The organism is Mycetocola sp. Y442 (assembly GCF_056898615.1).
In genome coordinates this window covers 493,936-508,952 of sequence record NZ_JBXHBV010000003.1, presented here as the reverse complement: position 1 = coordinate 508,952, position 15,017 = coordinate 493,936, and the positions used below count along the sequence as shown (strand labels likewise).

Genomic DNA, 15,017 nt, shown 5'->3' with positions numbered 1-15,017 from the left:
TGCGAATCATGACCAGGCTCAAGACGAAATCCCGCCGTACCAGCGGACGACGCGCGTTGTGGCGCACCATTGCCGCCTCGACGCTCTCTGTCGGGCTTCTCGGCACCGCCGGTTGCGCCGCTCCGGGCGTGTCGACCGGTGTCGCCATCGACTATTGGTTGTGGGACGCACTCCAGCTGCCGGCCTACCAGAAGTGCGCGGCCGCGTTCGAAGAGGAGAATCCGGATATCCAGGTGCGGATCACCCAGTACGGCTGGGGTGACTACTGGCAGAAACTGACGGCAGGTCTCGTGGCCGGGGCAGGTCCGGACGTCTTCACCGATCACCTCAGCAAATACCCCGAGTTTGTGACCCGTGGCGTGCTGCTGCCGCTCGACGATCTCGAGGCGACGAGCGACTTCGATGGTGCCGAATTCCAGGAAGGCCTCGCCGATCTCTGGGTCGGCCAGGACGGAAAACAGTACGGCGTTCCGAAAGACTTCGACACTGTTGCACTCTTCTACGACAACGCCATGCTCGCCGACGCGGGATTGTCGGCTGCCGACCTCGAGGACCTGCAGTGGAACCCGGAGGATGGCGGAAGCTTCGAAGACATCATCGCTCGATTGACCGTCGATGAGAACGGTGTTCGCGGAGATGAAGAGGGTTTCGATCCCAAGAACGTCGAGGTGTACGGCCTCGCGTCGGGAGGAGCCGGTGACGTCAGCGGGCAGACCCAGTGGGCGTGGCTCGCCGCAGCGACCGGTTGGGAGTACACCAACGCGGAGGTCTGGGGCGACGAATACCACTACGACGACCCGCGTTTCCAGGCATCACTGGCGTGGCTCTTCGGCCTGGTCGACAAGGGGTTCATGCCCTCGTTCCAGACCGTCGGGAGTGCACCGGACCCGGTGGAGCAGTTGGGATCAGGTAAGGCAGCGCTCTCGCCGAACGGGTCGTGGAACATCAGCGCTTACGGGCGTCTCGAGGGCATCGACCTGGGTATTGCCAAACTCCCGGCAGGCCCGATCGGCCACCCCGTTTCGATGTACAACGGCCTCGGCGACTCCATCAGCGCACAGACGGACCACCCGGAAGAAGCTGCGAAGTTCGTGGACTTCCTGGGCTCTGACACGTGTCAGGTCATCGTCGGCAACGAGGGTGTCGTCTTCCCGGCGCGTCCGGCTGGAACCGAAGCCGCGGTCGACGCGTTCGCGGAGCGGGGTTTCGACGTCTCCGCGTTTACTGAGCTCGTCGACGACAACTACACAGTCCTGTTCCCGGTCACCACGAATGGTGCCGAGATCCTGTCGATCATGCTCCCCGTGATGGAGGGCATCTACATCGGCAGTTCGGACGTCTCCGAACTCACACAGGTCAACGAGAGGATCAACAAGATCCTCGCGGAGTGACCCGCCCATCGCCGGTTCGTTACGGCATCCGCCCTGTGACTTCTCAACATCCACGACATCGCAGCATCCGCACCACGAAAGGTACTAAATAATGACATTCACCCTCGGAATGGTTGGCGCCGGTCAGTTCGCCGGCCAGTTCGCGACCCTGTTCAAGCTGCACCCGCGGGTTGACCGCGTGGTCATCACCGATGTGCTCCCGGAACGGTCGGCCGACCTCAACGAGCGACTCGGCCTCGATGGCACCCGGGAGAGCTTCGAGGCGATGCTCGCTGACCCGACGGTTGACGCGGTGGCCATCTTCACCCAGCGCTGGACACACGGGCCGCTCGTACTGCAGGCGCTCGCCGCGGGCAAGCACGTGTACTCGGCGGTGCCGATGGCGACAACCGAGACCGACATCGAAGCGATCATCGACGCGGTGCAAAGCACCGGACTCACCTACATGATGGGGGAGACGAGCTACTACAACCCGGCCACGATCTACGCCCGCAACCAGGTTGCGGCGGGAAAGTTCGGGCGTGTGTTCTATGCCGAGGGCGACTACGTCCACGACATGGACCTCGGGTTCTATGAGGCGTACCAGTACAGCGGCGGAGCGGAATGGAAGCGGACCGCGTCGTACCCGCCGATGCTCTACCCGACGCACTCCATCGGGGGAGTGCTCGGCGCGATCCCCACCTACGCCACCAGTGTGAGCTGCATCGGTGTTCGTGATGACCGCGGCGACGGAGTGTTCGACACCGAGGTGAGCATGTTCGGCAATGACTTCTCCAATGCCACCGCGCTGTTTGAGCTCGCCGGTGGCGGGTCGATGCGCATCAATGAGATGCGCCGGGTGGGGTATCCCTCACACCTGAGGGAGAGCAGGTTCCGGTACTTCGGCACGGAGGGCAGCTTCGAGCAGCTCGCGACGGTGTCGGTGTGGCAGGACAAGGAAGGGGTCACGGATGTCTCGGCTCTTCTGGCGACTGAGGCGACAGCGGATGCCGACGACCCGGCACTGGCGAACGTCGCGCCCGCGTTGAAGGATGCGTTTGTCTCCGGCCACTCCTCCGTGCACGACATCGGACGGTTGCCCCGTGAATTCCACGGTGCACACAACGGCCACGAGGGGAGCCACCACTTCCTCGTCGATGACTTCGTCACTGCGGCGACGGAGGGCACCCGCCCGCCGGTCAACGCCTGGGTTGCGGCACGCTTCACTCTGCCAGGAATCGTTGCGCACCAGTCAGCGCTGAAGGGCGGGGAGCGGCTGCCGGTGCGTGACTTCGGGGATGCTCCCGCTCTTGGTGCGAATGGTGAGGCCGAGCGGGAGAGCGTCGCCGCTCGGGACTGAGGTTGCGACTCGCTGCATGACGATGTGCCGGCGTCTTACGCTGGCACATCGTCGGGGAACAGTCGGGCGGATGCCATGCAGCGCGTTCGTGAGCGCCTCGCGTCGTGCCGCTAGTCGGCATCCGTTATGGAGGTGGCAAATTCCGGCCGGAGCCTCAATCGCACCGGCGTTGCGCTGCTCTTGTCGATCTCGATGATGTTCAACCGCGACCGGAGAAAATCGGAGAACTGGTTGTGGCCCAGCTGCTTCTCCTGAAACGAGGGGTCGATTCGCTTCATCTGCGTTTTCACCGCGGACGCGTGTTGCCACTCGAGATCGTTCTTCTCGAGCAGTTCCATCGCCCGCCGGAGTGCAGCCGTCGCCGCCTTCTGAACATTTCGCGCGCCGACGGGTGCGTCGGCCGGCACCGAGGTGGTCCCCGTGGCCGATGCGCTGGCAGGAGGCGCGGAGATCTTGCGCCCTGCGGCGGGCGGCACCGTGGTGGTTGGCGCGAGTTCCGCCGGCGCGAGCGGTTGAACTCCCGGGAGTGTGTCGTAGTCGGCGAACTCGTCGCACGCGGCCGCGAGTGACTGGCTGGTCGATCCGGACACTCCGATTCCGATGACGTAGCGGTCGAGGCGTTTGCAGCGCTGCGCCAGCGGAATGTAGTCGGAATCACCGGCGACGATCACCACGTGGGTGAGGCCCTTGAGGCGGAACACGTCCTCCATCACATCAACGGCGAGGCGGATATCGGCGCCGTTCTTGAGCGCCTGGGTAGTCGGAAACAGCTGGGTCAGGTCGACCGCGCGGCCGATGAGCTGGTTCTTGTAGCCGGCGTTGGCAGGCGCGGACCAGTCAGAGTAGGCGCGGCTGACGACGATGGCTCCGAACGACGAGGCGTAGTCGAGGATCGCTGAAACGTCCACGGTGGCTTCACGAATGCGGGCTGCGATTGCCGGGTCGGCCTTGCCGTAGGTGGGAGGAAACGACCGCACCTTGTCTTTGGTGAACTGGCTGTCGCCGTGCAGCTGGTTGTAGCGGGAGATGACGATATTGTCGAAATCGATATAGACGGCGACGCGGTCGCGGGAGGGCTTGGTCATGGTCGTGTGCCTCGGGGCGCGGCTAGGAGCCGACCACGGTCGTTGTGCTCGACGGCACCACGGCGATGATCCACATCACCGTGGTGCCGACCGCCAGGACGATAACGAGATAGCCAAGGACGAGTCCGGTGATCGACCCGCCGCGTCCGACACCATTGCGGGTTGCAGTGCGGAGGCCAATATGGCCGAAGACGATCGCGAGGAGCGCGGGCAGGAACGCAACGAACATCATGCCCAGGCCGATAATCGGGATCGGAATCCAGATCCCGAAGACGATCGCCACGATGCCGAGAACGAGCGCCGTGACCGCCATCCCGTTTCCCGGCTGCCTGATCACGGACTGGTAGATGACCTGCTGCTGGGCATGGGGGAAATGGTTCGGGTTACTCACGCCACTCAGAGTGGCAGCGCGGCATGCCCGAGCGGCAGCACCAGTTTGGGGCGGCACGCAGACGCTGAGTCCCTTCAGGACGACGGATGCTTCGACGCGGTGAGTTGAGACACATACGCCGACCTGCTCGGTGGTACGCCTTCCCTCATCTGGTCGCTCGGCCGCGCCCAGCACGGCGGTTGGCGCGCACTCGGGGGCTACAGCGAAGCCGCAGGAGCGTCCAAACTTGGGGTGGCTCCTTGATCGAATGCTCACGTGCGCCAAACATCTCGCGGGTCGTGCACGCGAACGCAGGCGCGAGGGGGATCAAGTGAGTCAACTATGGGAGCCGTCGCGCTGGGCGAGATGGTTCGCCCCTGCCACCACCGACTGGAAGCTGGCGATCGACGGCGATGTCCTCGTCATCGCCGTTGGCCCCGATGGCGGCCAGTGCGATCTTGGCGACGACTTCGAAATCAGGACGGCAGGCGGGTGGCCGTGGTCGGCGGTAGCCCTTACGCTCGGCGGCACTGACTATCGACTGGGTGGCCTCTCGCGCGGCCGTGCGCGACGGATGGTCGCTGCGGTCAATGACGCCCGTGTTGAGCTGGTCGCGGCCCGCCACCTCATCGCATTGCAGCGGCGGTTCGATCTGGCGATGGAGAACGTCACTATTTGGGCGACGGGGTTCGACCGCGCGGCAGCAGAACAGATCCCCGGTCACGGTTGGTTGACCCACGAATTCGCTGCACACTGGCGTGCTGCCAGAGACGCGACAGGTTTCGGCCAGCTACTCGAAGAGTCGATGCTCGATTCGTACGTGGAGTCGCATCGAGCGGCTGGACATCCCAGTTTCGCGATCTGGAATCACGATTTCACGGGCGTGGTCGCCACACAAAATGATGTCCACCGTGAGTGGGTTCTGGCCGAATATCGCGGATTCTTCGACACAGTCGAGAAGTCCCCGCTGACCGATGAGCAAGCGCGAGCAGTTGTCTGCTTTGACAATCGGATGCTGGTCGTCGCGTCAGCAGGCTCCGGAAAGACATCCACGATGGTGGCAAAGGCGGGATACGCCCTGCGCCGGGGTCTGGTGCCGGCAGACCGAATTCTGATGCTTGCTTTCAACAACGCGGCTGCCAAAGAACTCAAGCAGCGCACCGTAGACAGGCTGCGCCCGATGGGGCTGGACGCTGAGGCCGTCACCGTCCGCACATTCCACGCGTTCGGTCTTGATGTGATCGGCAACGCCACCGGCCGTAAACCCTCGCTTGCCCCGTGGCTCGACGGCGGTGACGTGGCACGTCTGGGAGAGATCGTCCGCGACCTTCGAGCAGGCGACCCCGACTTTCGAGCCCGATGGGACTTCTTCCGCGCTGTCCTGGCCCGCGACTACGCAGACACCTCACCCCAGGACGACGCCGATGGACCCGCGCCCGGTTCCTCCGTCTTCCGCACTGCGCGAGGCGAGAACGTCAAGAGCGCCGGCGAACGACTGATCGCTGACTGGTTGTATTTCAACGGCGTTCCATACGAGTACGAACGGCCCTACGAAGTGGATACCGCAGATCCGCAGCACGGGCAGTACCGGCCCGACTTCTACTACCCGACAATCGGCGTCTATCACGAGCACTGGGCGCTGGACTCAAACGGGCAGGCCCCCGAGGAGTTTGAAGGATATCTCGACGGCGTCTATTGGAAGCGTGATCTGCATCGGCGCCACGGGACTGCCCTGCTCGAAACGACGATGGCTGAGCTGTGGAGCGGAAGTGCGCTCGACGCACTGGCCAAGGACCTGACGGGTCGCGGCATCCGTTTGAGTTTCGATCCGGAGCGCCCCGTCACTGGGGAAAAGGTGATCGAGAACGAGCGCCTGCTGGAGACGTTCAGAACCTTCCTCACCCATGCGAAAAGCAATCAGCTCAGCGATGACGACCTGCGACAAAAGCTCGAGGAGGTATCTGACGGGCAGGTGCGTTATCGCGATTCGTCCTTTCTGGACCTGTTCGCGGCGATCCGCGCGGAATGGGAGAGACGGCTCACTGCTGAAGGATGCATTGACTTCGAAGACATGCTCACGCTCGCGGCAACCCACCTGGAGAACGGCGATTGGGAGAGCCCCTACGAGCTCGTCATGGTCGACGAGTTTCAGGACGCCAGCCGCCCCAGGGCTCGAATATCGCGGGCTCTGGTCCAGCAACCCGGTCGACATCTCTTTGCCGTGGGTGACGACTGGCAGAGCATCAACCGGTTCGCAGGCGCCGACGTCTCAGTCATGACGCGGTTCGAGGAGTGGTTCGGGCCGGCGGAGATCTTGCGGTTGGAGCGTACTTTCCGGTTCCCACAATCGATCGCGGATGCGTCAAGCCAGTTTGTTCTGAAGAATCCGACCCAGCTGCCCAAGTCGGTAACCTCGTCGACGCAGGAGTATCCGCCGACCATCGATGTTATGACGGTTCCCCGAGAGGATGCGGTGGCCGCGGCCATCCGTTATCGGTTGAAGGAACTGTATGCCCGCGTTCAAGCGGGCGTCGTACCGGTCGCGGATGGACGCAGGCTCTCGGTGTTTGTTCTGGGCCGTTACAACCACCACGCCAAGTTGTTGACGCACGCGCGCGAAGTCGCTGATCTCATCGACGTGCGTTTCATGACGGTTCATGCTTCAAAGGGGGCCGAAGCCGACTACATCATCATCCCCGGCATGACCAAGGGCAAATGGAGTTTCCCCAGTACCATCCCCGATGACCCGGTGTTGCGATTGGCGATGCCCGACGCCGAGGAGTTTCCTCGGGCGGAGGAACGCCGGCTGTTCTACGTCGCGCTCACTCGGGCGCGCCGTGGCGTACTTCTCGTCACGATAGACAAGAAGGAGTCGCCGTTTCTCCTGGAGCTGGTGCGCGACAGCGGTGTCGCGCGCAGAAACGTCATCGGTGAGGAGCTTGAGTCCGTGGTGTGTCCGCGATGCGGCCGTGCATTCATGGTCAGGCGCGCGAGCAAACGCGGAGCGTTCTGGGGCTGCGGGCGCTTTCCGCGGTGCAAAGGGACGCTCGAGCTGATCGCTGCTGGTTTGGAGCCAGCCACCCGATCACAATGAGCGCTTCAAGGACGGATGCTGCATCACAGTGAGGTCGGACGTAACTCCGGAACACTTCCGCAACCCGATTCGGCCCTCTCGAGTGCCGCGAAGTGTCCGCCGGTCATGGCGCGACGAAGTCTGGGATGAGGTCCCGTCACGAATCGCTGACTACGCCGCCCCGGCGCGACCGTGCTTCCCGTAGAACTCACGAGCAAGGATGTCGAGAATCGCCTTCTGGATGCTTTTACTGCCGAGCACTTGTTCGCTCATCGACCGGAAGTTCCCGTCCGACTCGATCACGATCTCTTGGAAGGCACTGCTGAGGTCGGGGCTGCCCATGAACTGCTCGAAGGTGTTGGCCTTGGCCTGCTCCCGCAGCCGGTCGTTCTCGTCAAATTTGCCGCCCACATAGCCGGTGAATCCGATCATGTCGTTGTCGGTGAGACCATCGCCCTCGAAGAGGGTGTTCATCTTCTCGATGATTTCGCGCAGCCGGACGTACTCGGGGTCTTGTGCTGTGCCGGACCCGGCGCCGGTGAAGGCGGCAAGCGGGTCGCCAGCGCCGTCGAGCTGGAGGTTTTCGACTTCTTCCGGGCGCAGGCTGTAGTGCGTCAGCGCGACGCCGGCGAGGTCGACATCACGGTCGGGGTTGGGGTCGCTGATCAGCGGGGCGAGCAGGCGGTAGAAGATGGAGCGCTTCTCTAGGCCGGTGTCGTGGAAGTTGACGATTTGGGCGAGGAAGTCGTAGGCGCGAATGAAGGCGTTGACGTCGCCACGGAAAAGGTCGAGTTCTTCGACTTTCGCGGCGTCGCCGGCGTGCAGGGCGTCGCTGTACTGCACCGAGTAGCGCTGCTGCGCGGGGGTGAGCCACTTCGAGAGGATGTTGTTACCGTCCTCACGCACGAAGGCCGCGGCCGCGCCATCTACCTCTGACTCTTCGTAGATGAGCGCCTGGTCGAGCTTGTTGCGCAGCGCATGGATCAGGTTCGCGTCGGAATTCTCGGCGAGGGTCGCTGAACGGTAATAGGTCTTGAACGCTTTGAGGATCTCTTCCGGTTCGTTGACGAAATCGAGCACGAAGGTCTGGTCCTTGCCGGTGGCCGTGCGGTTCAGCCTCGACAGGGTCTGCACGGCAGTCACGCCGGAAAGTTTCTTATCGACGTACATTGCCACGAGCAGGGGCTGGTCGAAGCCGGTCTGGAATTTGTTGGCCACGAGCATGACCTGGTATTCCTCGGTGGCGAAAGCCTGCGGCAGACTGCGGCCCTTCAGTCCGGGGTTCATGGTGACTTCGGTGACGGAATCGTCGCCGAGCTCCGGGTCGGTGACTTCACCGGAGAATGCGACGAGCGCGGCGACGCCGGTGTAGCCGTGGTCTGTGACGTACTTGTCGAACGCTCGCTTGTATCGGACTGCTTCGATGCGGCTGCCGGTGACGACCATGGCTTTGGCCTGGCCGTTCAGGCGCCAGGCGACGTTGTCGCGGAAGTGCTCGACGATGACCGCGACCTTCTGCGAGATGTTGTATGGGTGCAATCGCACCCACCGCATGAGCTCTTTCGATGCCTCTGTCTTGTCGACGAGCGGGTCGACGGCGGCAACCGGTGCGGTGCTGTCGTAGTCGCGGCCGTTGTGGGCGAGCTTGAATGCGAGCTTGTATGGGGTGTAGTTCTTCAGCACGTCGAGGATGAACCGCTCCTCGATCGCCTGCTGCATCGTGTACACGTGGAACGGCTGTGGCAGGCCGTCCGTGCCGGGGCGGCCGAACAGTTCGAGGGTCTTACCTTTGGGCGTGGCGGTGTAGGCGAAGAAACTGATGTTCTTCGTGTCCGCTTTCTCTGCCATCTCAGCAGCGAGTAGCGCCTCAATGTCGATCTCGCCGCCGTCGTTCAGCGACGCCAGCTCCTCGGGCGAGAGCACGTGCTTGAGCTTCGCCGAGGTGTTGCCGGTCTGCGAGGAATGCGCCTCATCCGCGATGATCGCGAAGCTCCGACCGACCAACGCGCCGGAAGTGCGGATTGCCTTCAGCGCGTGCGGGAACGTTTGGATCGTCACGATGATGATCTGCGCACGATCCGTCAGCGCGTTGGTGAGCGCGGTCGACTTCGAGTCCGCGCCGCCGCGGGTGATCGGCACGACCACTCCGGACTTGTGATCGATCTGGTAGATCGCATCCTGCAACTGATCATCCAGCACGGTGCGGTCGGTGACCACGATCACCGAGTCGAACACCTTTTGTCCGGCATCCGTGTGCAGCGAGCTCAGCTGGTGCGCGGTCCACGCGATCGAGTTCGTCTTCCCCGACCCGGCGCTGTGCTGGATCAGGTAACGGTGACCCGGACCCTCGGTGCGGGCGGTCTCGACAAGCTGGGTGACTGACTCCCACTGGTGGAACCGCGGGAACAGCAGCGACTGCGAGACGCTGACCTCGCCGGTGACCGGGTCGGTCTTCTTGGTAGTTGAGGAGTGCAGGAACTTGCCGATGATCTCCAACCACGCGTCCCGCTGCAACACCCGCTCCCACAGGTACGACGTCGGCGATCCCTTCGGGTCCGCGGGGTTACCCTTGCCGCCGTCGTTGCCCATATTGAACGGCAGGAAGTGAGTTTTGTCGCCGTCGAGCCGGGTCGTCATCCACACCTCGGAGTTCGACACCGCGAAATGCACCAGCGCGCGGGTGCCGAAGCCGAGCAACGGCTCGGCCTTCTTGGTGACGAGGTCCTTCGGGGTGCGGTCCTTCTTGTACTGGATGATCGCATCCTGCACCGACTGCGTGAAGTCGGTCTTGACCTCCATCGTTGCCACCGGCAACCCGTTCACAAAGAACACCAGGTCGATCGACTTCTGGTTCGACGTCGAATAATGCACCTGTCGCATCACCCGCAGCCGCACCTTGGTGTACCGTGCCAGCGTTGCCGGGTTCAGGTTCTGTGCCGGCTTGAACTGACACATGTCGAACTGCGTCGCCACATCCTTAAACCCATGCCGCAGTACGTTGAGCGTGCCGCCGCCCTGTGCGAACGGACGGCCGAGCGTTTGGGCGAGCACAGTGAGGACTTGCGCGCGCGACTTAGCCTGCACCGCAGGAAGGGCGGATGCCTTCACCTTCTGGGCAAGCGCGTCAGGTTGGGTCGCTTCCAGCCACGCGAAAACGTCGTCAGGGAACAGGGCGAGTCCGCGGTCGTAGCCGGTGTCGTCTTTCGAGTACTCCCACCCATTCGCTTGCAGGTGCGCGGCGAGTTCGTCTTCGAACCAGTACTCGTTGCGTTTGCCCATCAGGACAGCTCCCTCACATCGATCTTCCCCGTCACAGCCGCACTAATCAGTGCCTGGCGGCGCTCCTTCAACACTGCGATCATCTCGCGTGACTTCGCCGAAAGAGCATCGATCTGGGTGGTCTCGCGGTCGAGGTACTCGACGATCGAACGCTGATCAGCGAGCGGCGGCCTTCCATATCGAATTGCGGCGAGCTTTTCTGCAGAAAAGCTCGGAAGCGAAGCATGGCTGCTGAGACTCGCAATGTAGCCAGAGGAACGAAGCGTCTTGAGCACATAGTCAAGGTACGCATTCGATTCAGCTGATTGAGGGCGCACTCGCATCACGTGATTCTGAAAGGCCCATCCGGAGAGGTCTTCCAGCACAAGTGCGGAGCGCCCATACCCACCCTGACCACCTTCAACCACGACGAGATCTCCGATGCGCAGGGCTAGTTGGGCGAGTTCTGCCGACGTCATCGGCATCGTCTTGACTTCGGTGACGTCCACCCCATACGGCTGGACATTCCCAGCGCGAAGATAGGGAGCCTCGCGCACGCCTACTCCGCTTGTCTTGCCTGCATTCACCATCTTTCCCAGTGTGATTGAAAAGTGGTGACCGACGCGAGGGGCTGTCCAACTTGACGGGATCTCTCCAAGCCACTCAACGCCCGACTCCTTCATCACGCTCGGGTCGAGGCCCTTGGTGACGGCGTGGCTGATGACGGCCTGCCGCCGCTCCGCCAGCGTCTCGATCAGGCGCTCCTGCTTCCCTATCAGCAGGTCGATCTTCGCCGTGTGCTTGTCCAGGAAATTTACAATCGCTAACTGCTCGTCCATATCCGGGAATGCAAAGGAGAAGTTCTCGAAAACGTTCTGGTAGAGATGCTGGATAGTGGATCCTGACGAGGTCAAGTCCACGAAGTGCATGAATACCGAAGAGTTGAGTACCCAATAGAGGAATTCAGAGTGGTACTCCTTGCTGGGACGCACCAGGAATATTCCACTGTTCAGGCAGGCAGGTTTGCGTAAACCGGCGACGATGCTCGTCTTGCCGATGGTGCCGTCCTTGGTGATCAGCAGATCGTGCTCACGAAGCTGGATGTACGGGTCATCCTCATAGCGATCTGCGCTGACCTGATAGCAGGAGGTCCAGTCGATGTACTTCCCACGGAAGTCTGTTCCCGTGACCAGGTAAGCGTCCGAGTCAAGCTCAAACTCTTCTGACTTGAGGCCCTTCCAGCCAACTCGGCCTTTTATGTATGTGTTTCTTTTGAGGGGGGAGGTCTTCCAATGGTGTGGAATCTCTCCTAACCACTGGACTCCGGAGTCTCTGAATGCCGGCCGACGTTCCGCGATCACGCCTCGACCTCGTTGAGCAGTTCAGTGATCTCGCGCACGAGCTGGTTGAGGTCGGCATCGATCTCTTCAAGCGGGCGTGGCGGCACGTACTTGTAGAAGTGGCGGGTGAAGGGGATCTCGTAGCCGACCCTCGTCTTTGATTCGTCGATCCAGGCATCCGGTACATGCGGGAGCACTTCGCGGCCGAAGTAGGCGTGGATGTCCTCGTTGAGCGGGACGTTCTCGGTGTCGCGGGCTTCCGTATCCGGCAGGGAGTTGCCCTTAGCGTCCGTGACCTCTGGGGCCGTCTCGTCGCGCTCGGAGAGTCCCGCGATGAGAGATTTCAGCTGCGCGGGGGTGAGTGTGACGCCCGCGTCGGTCAGTAGGTGCTTCAGCGTCTTCGTGAAAGCGGCCTGGTCTGTCGTTGGCGAGGTCTCACGAAGCTCGACTGCCGCAAGGTGTTCAATAGCGGCCGCGAGGGTCTTCGCTGTGATTGCGGCATCCCAGCGTTCCTGTGTCAGCGCCCAGTTCAGACGCAGCGGGCGCTCGACCGTGATCGTGCGGTAGCCGAACTCTTCGTTCTTAAAGGTCTTCGAGACGTCAGATTCCGGCGCGTCGCCGTAGAGCTTGACTATCACGTCGATGTCTCCGGGGCTGAGTTCCTTACGCTTCGAGCCCAGTGACTTACGCATTTTGCGGGAGAACCCGGTACCGTCGATGAGTTGCACGGTGCCGCGGCGCTCGGGGCGTTTGTCGTTGTCGATGATCCAGATGTAGGTGGCGATGCCGGTGTTGTAGAACATGTCCGTCGGCAGCGCGACGATCGCCTCAAGGAGGTCGTTCTCCAGCAGGTACCGTCGGATCTCCGACTCCCCCGAGCCCGCACCGCCGGTGAACAGTGGGGATCCATTGAGCACGATTCCGGCGCGGCCGCCGCCCTTGGCCTTCGGGCGGAGCTTCTTGACCAGGTGCAGCAGGAACAGCAGTGACCCGTCGGAGACGCGGGGTAGGCCTGGACCAAAGCGGCCGTTGAAGCCCTGCTCCTCGTGCTCCTTGAGGACGTCTTTCTTTTGCTTGTTCCAGTCCACCCCGAATGGTGGGTTGGAGAGCCCGTAGTCGAAGACTTCGCCGATGAGGCCGTCGTCGACCAGGGTGTCGCCGTGGACGATGTGGTTGATGTCCTGCCCCTTGATCACGAGGTCCGCCTTGCAAATGGCGTAGGACTCGCCGTTGATTTCCTGCCCGTACATCACGAGGCGGGCATCCGGATTGTGGCCAAGCAGGTATTCGTCGGCGACCGACAGCATCCCGCCGGTACCGGCCGTGGGGTCGTAGATGGAACGGACGACGCCCTTCTTGCTGAGCGCCTCGTCGTCGGCGATGAACAGCAGGCTGACCATGAGCTTGATCACCTCACGCGGGGTGAAGTGCTCACCGGCGGTCTCGTTCGAGGTCTCCGCGAACTTGCGGATGAGCTCCTCAAACATCAGGCCCATCTCGATGTTCGTCACACGGTTCGGGTGCAGGTTCACAGCGGTGAACTTCTGGGTGACGAGGTAGAGGAGGTTCTCGGCGTCAAGGCGTTCGATCTGTTTGTCGAACTCGAACCGTTCGAAGATGTCGCGCACGTTCTCGGAGAACCCGTGCAGGTAGTCGATGAGGTTCGCCTTAATGGAGGCGGGGTCGCCCATCAGCTTTTGCAGCGTGAACGCCGACGTGTTGTAGAAACCGGTACCGGATGCCTTTGCGAGGAACACGCTCGCTGAGGGTGAGTCACCGCGTAACTTCGCTTCGTCGCGAACGGCCTGCTTTGTTGGCTCGAGCACGGCGTCGAGGCGGCGGAGGATAGTAAACGGTAGAACGATCGCCCCATACTGGTGCGGCTTGAAGGGACCGCGGAGGAGATCCGCGATCGACCAGATGAAGTTGGCGTTGTTCTGTTGTGACATGGTTCTTGTCCGGCACTTTCGATTTACAGCGGTTGGTCCCTATGACTCTATGGGGAGCATGTGACGTTTCAGGCTTCGGCGCGACCTCGCCCAGCGGCTTCAGCGGCGAGTTTCGAACCCGGTGGGATTCATCTGAGCGCTAACGCTGTGCCACTGCTTCAGGGGAGTCAGCGGTGCCGCTCGGGTCCAACAGGTTCGCCTCCACTCGAGGCATGTCTTCGGCGTCTGTTGCATAGAGGATCTCTTCCTCTTCAGCTCTGAGGCCTGGTTTGGTTAGCTCCAAGCTGGCGAGGTGCTTCTGGAGTCTCTTTGACATCGGCAGAAAAGTCCCGAGTGTGAGACCGCCAGAGAGCACTGCACCTAGAACGGGCACTACCTTGGCGAGGCTGCCAGCGAAGATCTGTTTTGTCATCCGAATCCCGAGGTAAGCCGCGACCTTTTTGACCACCGGGTAGATGGCTCCCTGGGTTAACGCTTGCTGTGGAAGCTTCTTCAGAACCTGCCCGGCGATCATCGTCGACACCCTTGAAACCCCGGCTTGTGCCAGCTGCGCACCGAACATCACTCCTACGAAGAGAGTGAGGATACCTTCAGTTGCATCATCGAGGTCGTCGGCGTCGTGGGCGAACAGGTCTGGCCAGCTATACACGTAGGCCAGTTTTTGCGCGATGCGGAGCACATGGCCGAAGTACTGAGCAACGTCCGCGGGCACGGTGCCGATCATCGCAAACCCGCCGGGAATGCCGGCGGCGGCGGAGAGGCTAGTGACTTTCGCCGTTTCATACGTAATGGAGTCGTTCGCCGCTACGGATATGACACCGAAAGGGATCCCAGCTGCTGCTGGGCTCTCGGCGATAGCCTTTTCTATCTGTTCTTCGGAACAGTGCCTCTTCAACGCGGCTCGGAGATAGGCCTCCCTGTCGATCCGTACGCCCGGCAACTTTGCGGCGGCGTTCAGTACTTGTATGAAATTTGATCCGGGGCTGGCTATCTCTGAGTTCTCGACCATGAGGGTCATCGTATAGAAGTTCAGGGCGGCAACTAGCGGGGGTCAAGTCCCCCAACTCAGGGGTGATCAGGGGGGTTTAGGCTCCTGCGCACCGTCACTGTCGCTAGACATCGTTATCGTGAAATCAGCGGATGGCTCGCGAAAAACCAAAACATTTCGTCGTGAGCGGAAGAGGCCCGAACTTGCCTGAGCCGGGTCGCGAA

General features: G+C 62.0%; 9 protein-coding genes. 3 read left to right on the top strand and 6 right to left on the bottom strand.

All coding sequences use genetic code 11. The features are described from left to right. Nucleotides 1–8: 8 nt before the first annotated feature. Together AC1X6S_RS13930 and AC1X6S_RS13925 are read left to right on the top strand one after the other, a co-directional pair. Entirely contained in the window at nucleotides 9–1,391 is a 1,383-nt protein-coding gene (locus AC1X6S_RS13930; protein WP_483406351.1) for an ABC transporter substrate-binding protein, read from the top strand. 91 nt (nucleotides 1,392–1,482) lie between these two features. Then, nucleotides 1,483–2,730, top strand: a complete 1,248-nt coding sequence (locus tag AC1X6S_RS13925; RefSeq protein ID WP_483406350.1) for a Gfo/Idh/MocA family protein — start codon at nucleotides 1,483–1,485, stop codon at nucleotides 2,728–2,730. Nucleotides 2,731–2,840: 110 nt separating this feature from the next. Here the strand turns inward: AC1X6S_RS13925 and AC1X6S_RS13920 are convergent, their stop codons facing one another. Further along, entirely contained in the window at nucleotides 2,841–3,815 is a 975-nt protein-coding gene (locus tag AC1X6S_RS13920) for an NYN domain-containing protein (RefSeq protein WP_483406349.1), read from the bottom strand. A gap of 22 nt (nucleotides 3,816–3,837) precedes the next feature. Continuing rightward, nucleotides 3,838–4,206, bottom strand: coding sequence for a DUF4190 domain-containing protein (locus AC1X6S_RS13915; protein ID WP_483406348.1), 369 nt, complete (start codon nucleotides 4,204–4,206; stop codon nucleotides 3,838–3,840). A 226-nt stretch (nucleotides 4,207–4,432) separates the two neighbouring features. On the opposite strand from AC1X6S_RS13915, the gene AC1X6S_RS13910 reads away from it, so the two are divergent. Further along, entirely contained in the window at nucleotides 4,433–7,279 is a 2,847-nt protein-coding gene (locus tag AC1X6S_RS13910; protein WP_483406347.1) for a UvrD-helicase domain-containing protein, read from the top strand. A 150-nt stretch (nucleotides 7,280–7,429) separates the two neighbouring features. Here the strand turns inward: AC1X6S_RS13910 and AC1X6S_RS13905 are convergent, their stop codons facing one another. From AC1X6S_RS13905 to AC1X6S_RS13890, 4 genes are all read right to left on the bottom strand, one after another. Beyond that, a complete protein-coding gene (locus AC1X6S_RS13905) occupies nucleotides 7,430–10,537 on the bottom strand; it encodes a type I restriction endonuclease subunit R (RefSeq protein ID WP_483406346.1) in 3,108 nt (1,035 codons plus the stop codon). After that, on the bottom strand, nucleotides 10,537–11,877 hold the full coding sequence (locus AC1X6S_RS13900) for a restriction endonuclease subunit S (protein WP_483406345.1): 1,341 nt from the start codon (nucleotides 11,875–11,877) through the stop codon (nucleotides 10,537–10,539). The genes AC1X6S_RS13905 and AC1X6S_RS13900 overlap by 1 nt, the downstream gene beginning before the upstream one ends. Then, nucleotides 11,874–13,805, bottom strand: a complete 1,932-nt coding sequence (locus tag AC1X6S_RS13895; RefSeq protein WP_483406344.1) for a type I restriction-modification system subunit M — start codon at nucleotides 13,803–13,805, stop codon at nucleotides 11,874–11,876. The genes AC1X6S_RS13900 and AC1X6S_RS13895 overlap by 4 nt, the downstream gene beginning before the upstream one ends. Nucleotides 13,806–13,944: 139 nt before the next feature. Next, nucleotides 13,945–14,814 (bottom strand): hypothetical protein, encoded by an 870-nt coding sequence (locus AC1X6S_RS13890; protein WP_483406343.1) that lies wholly within the window; start codon nucleotides 14,812–14,814, stop codon nucleotides 13,945–13,947. Nucleotides 14,815–15,017 lie beyond the last annotated feature (203 nt).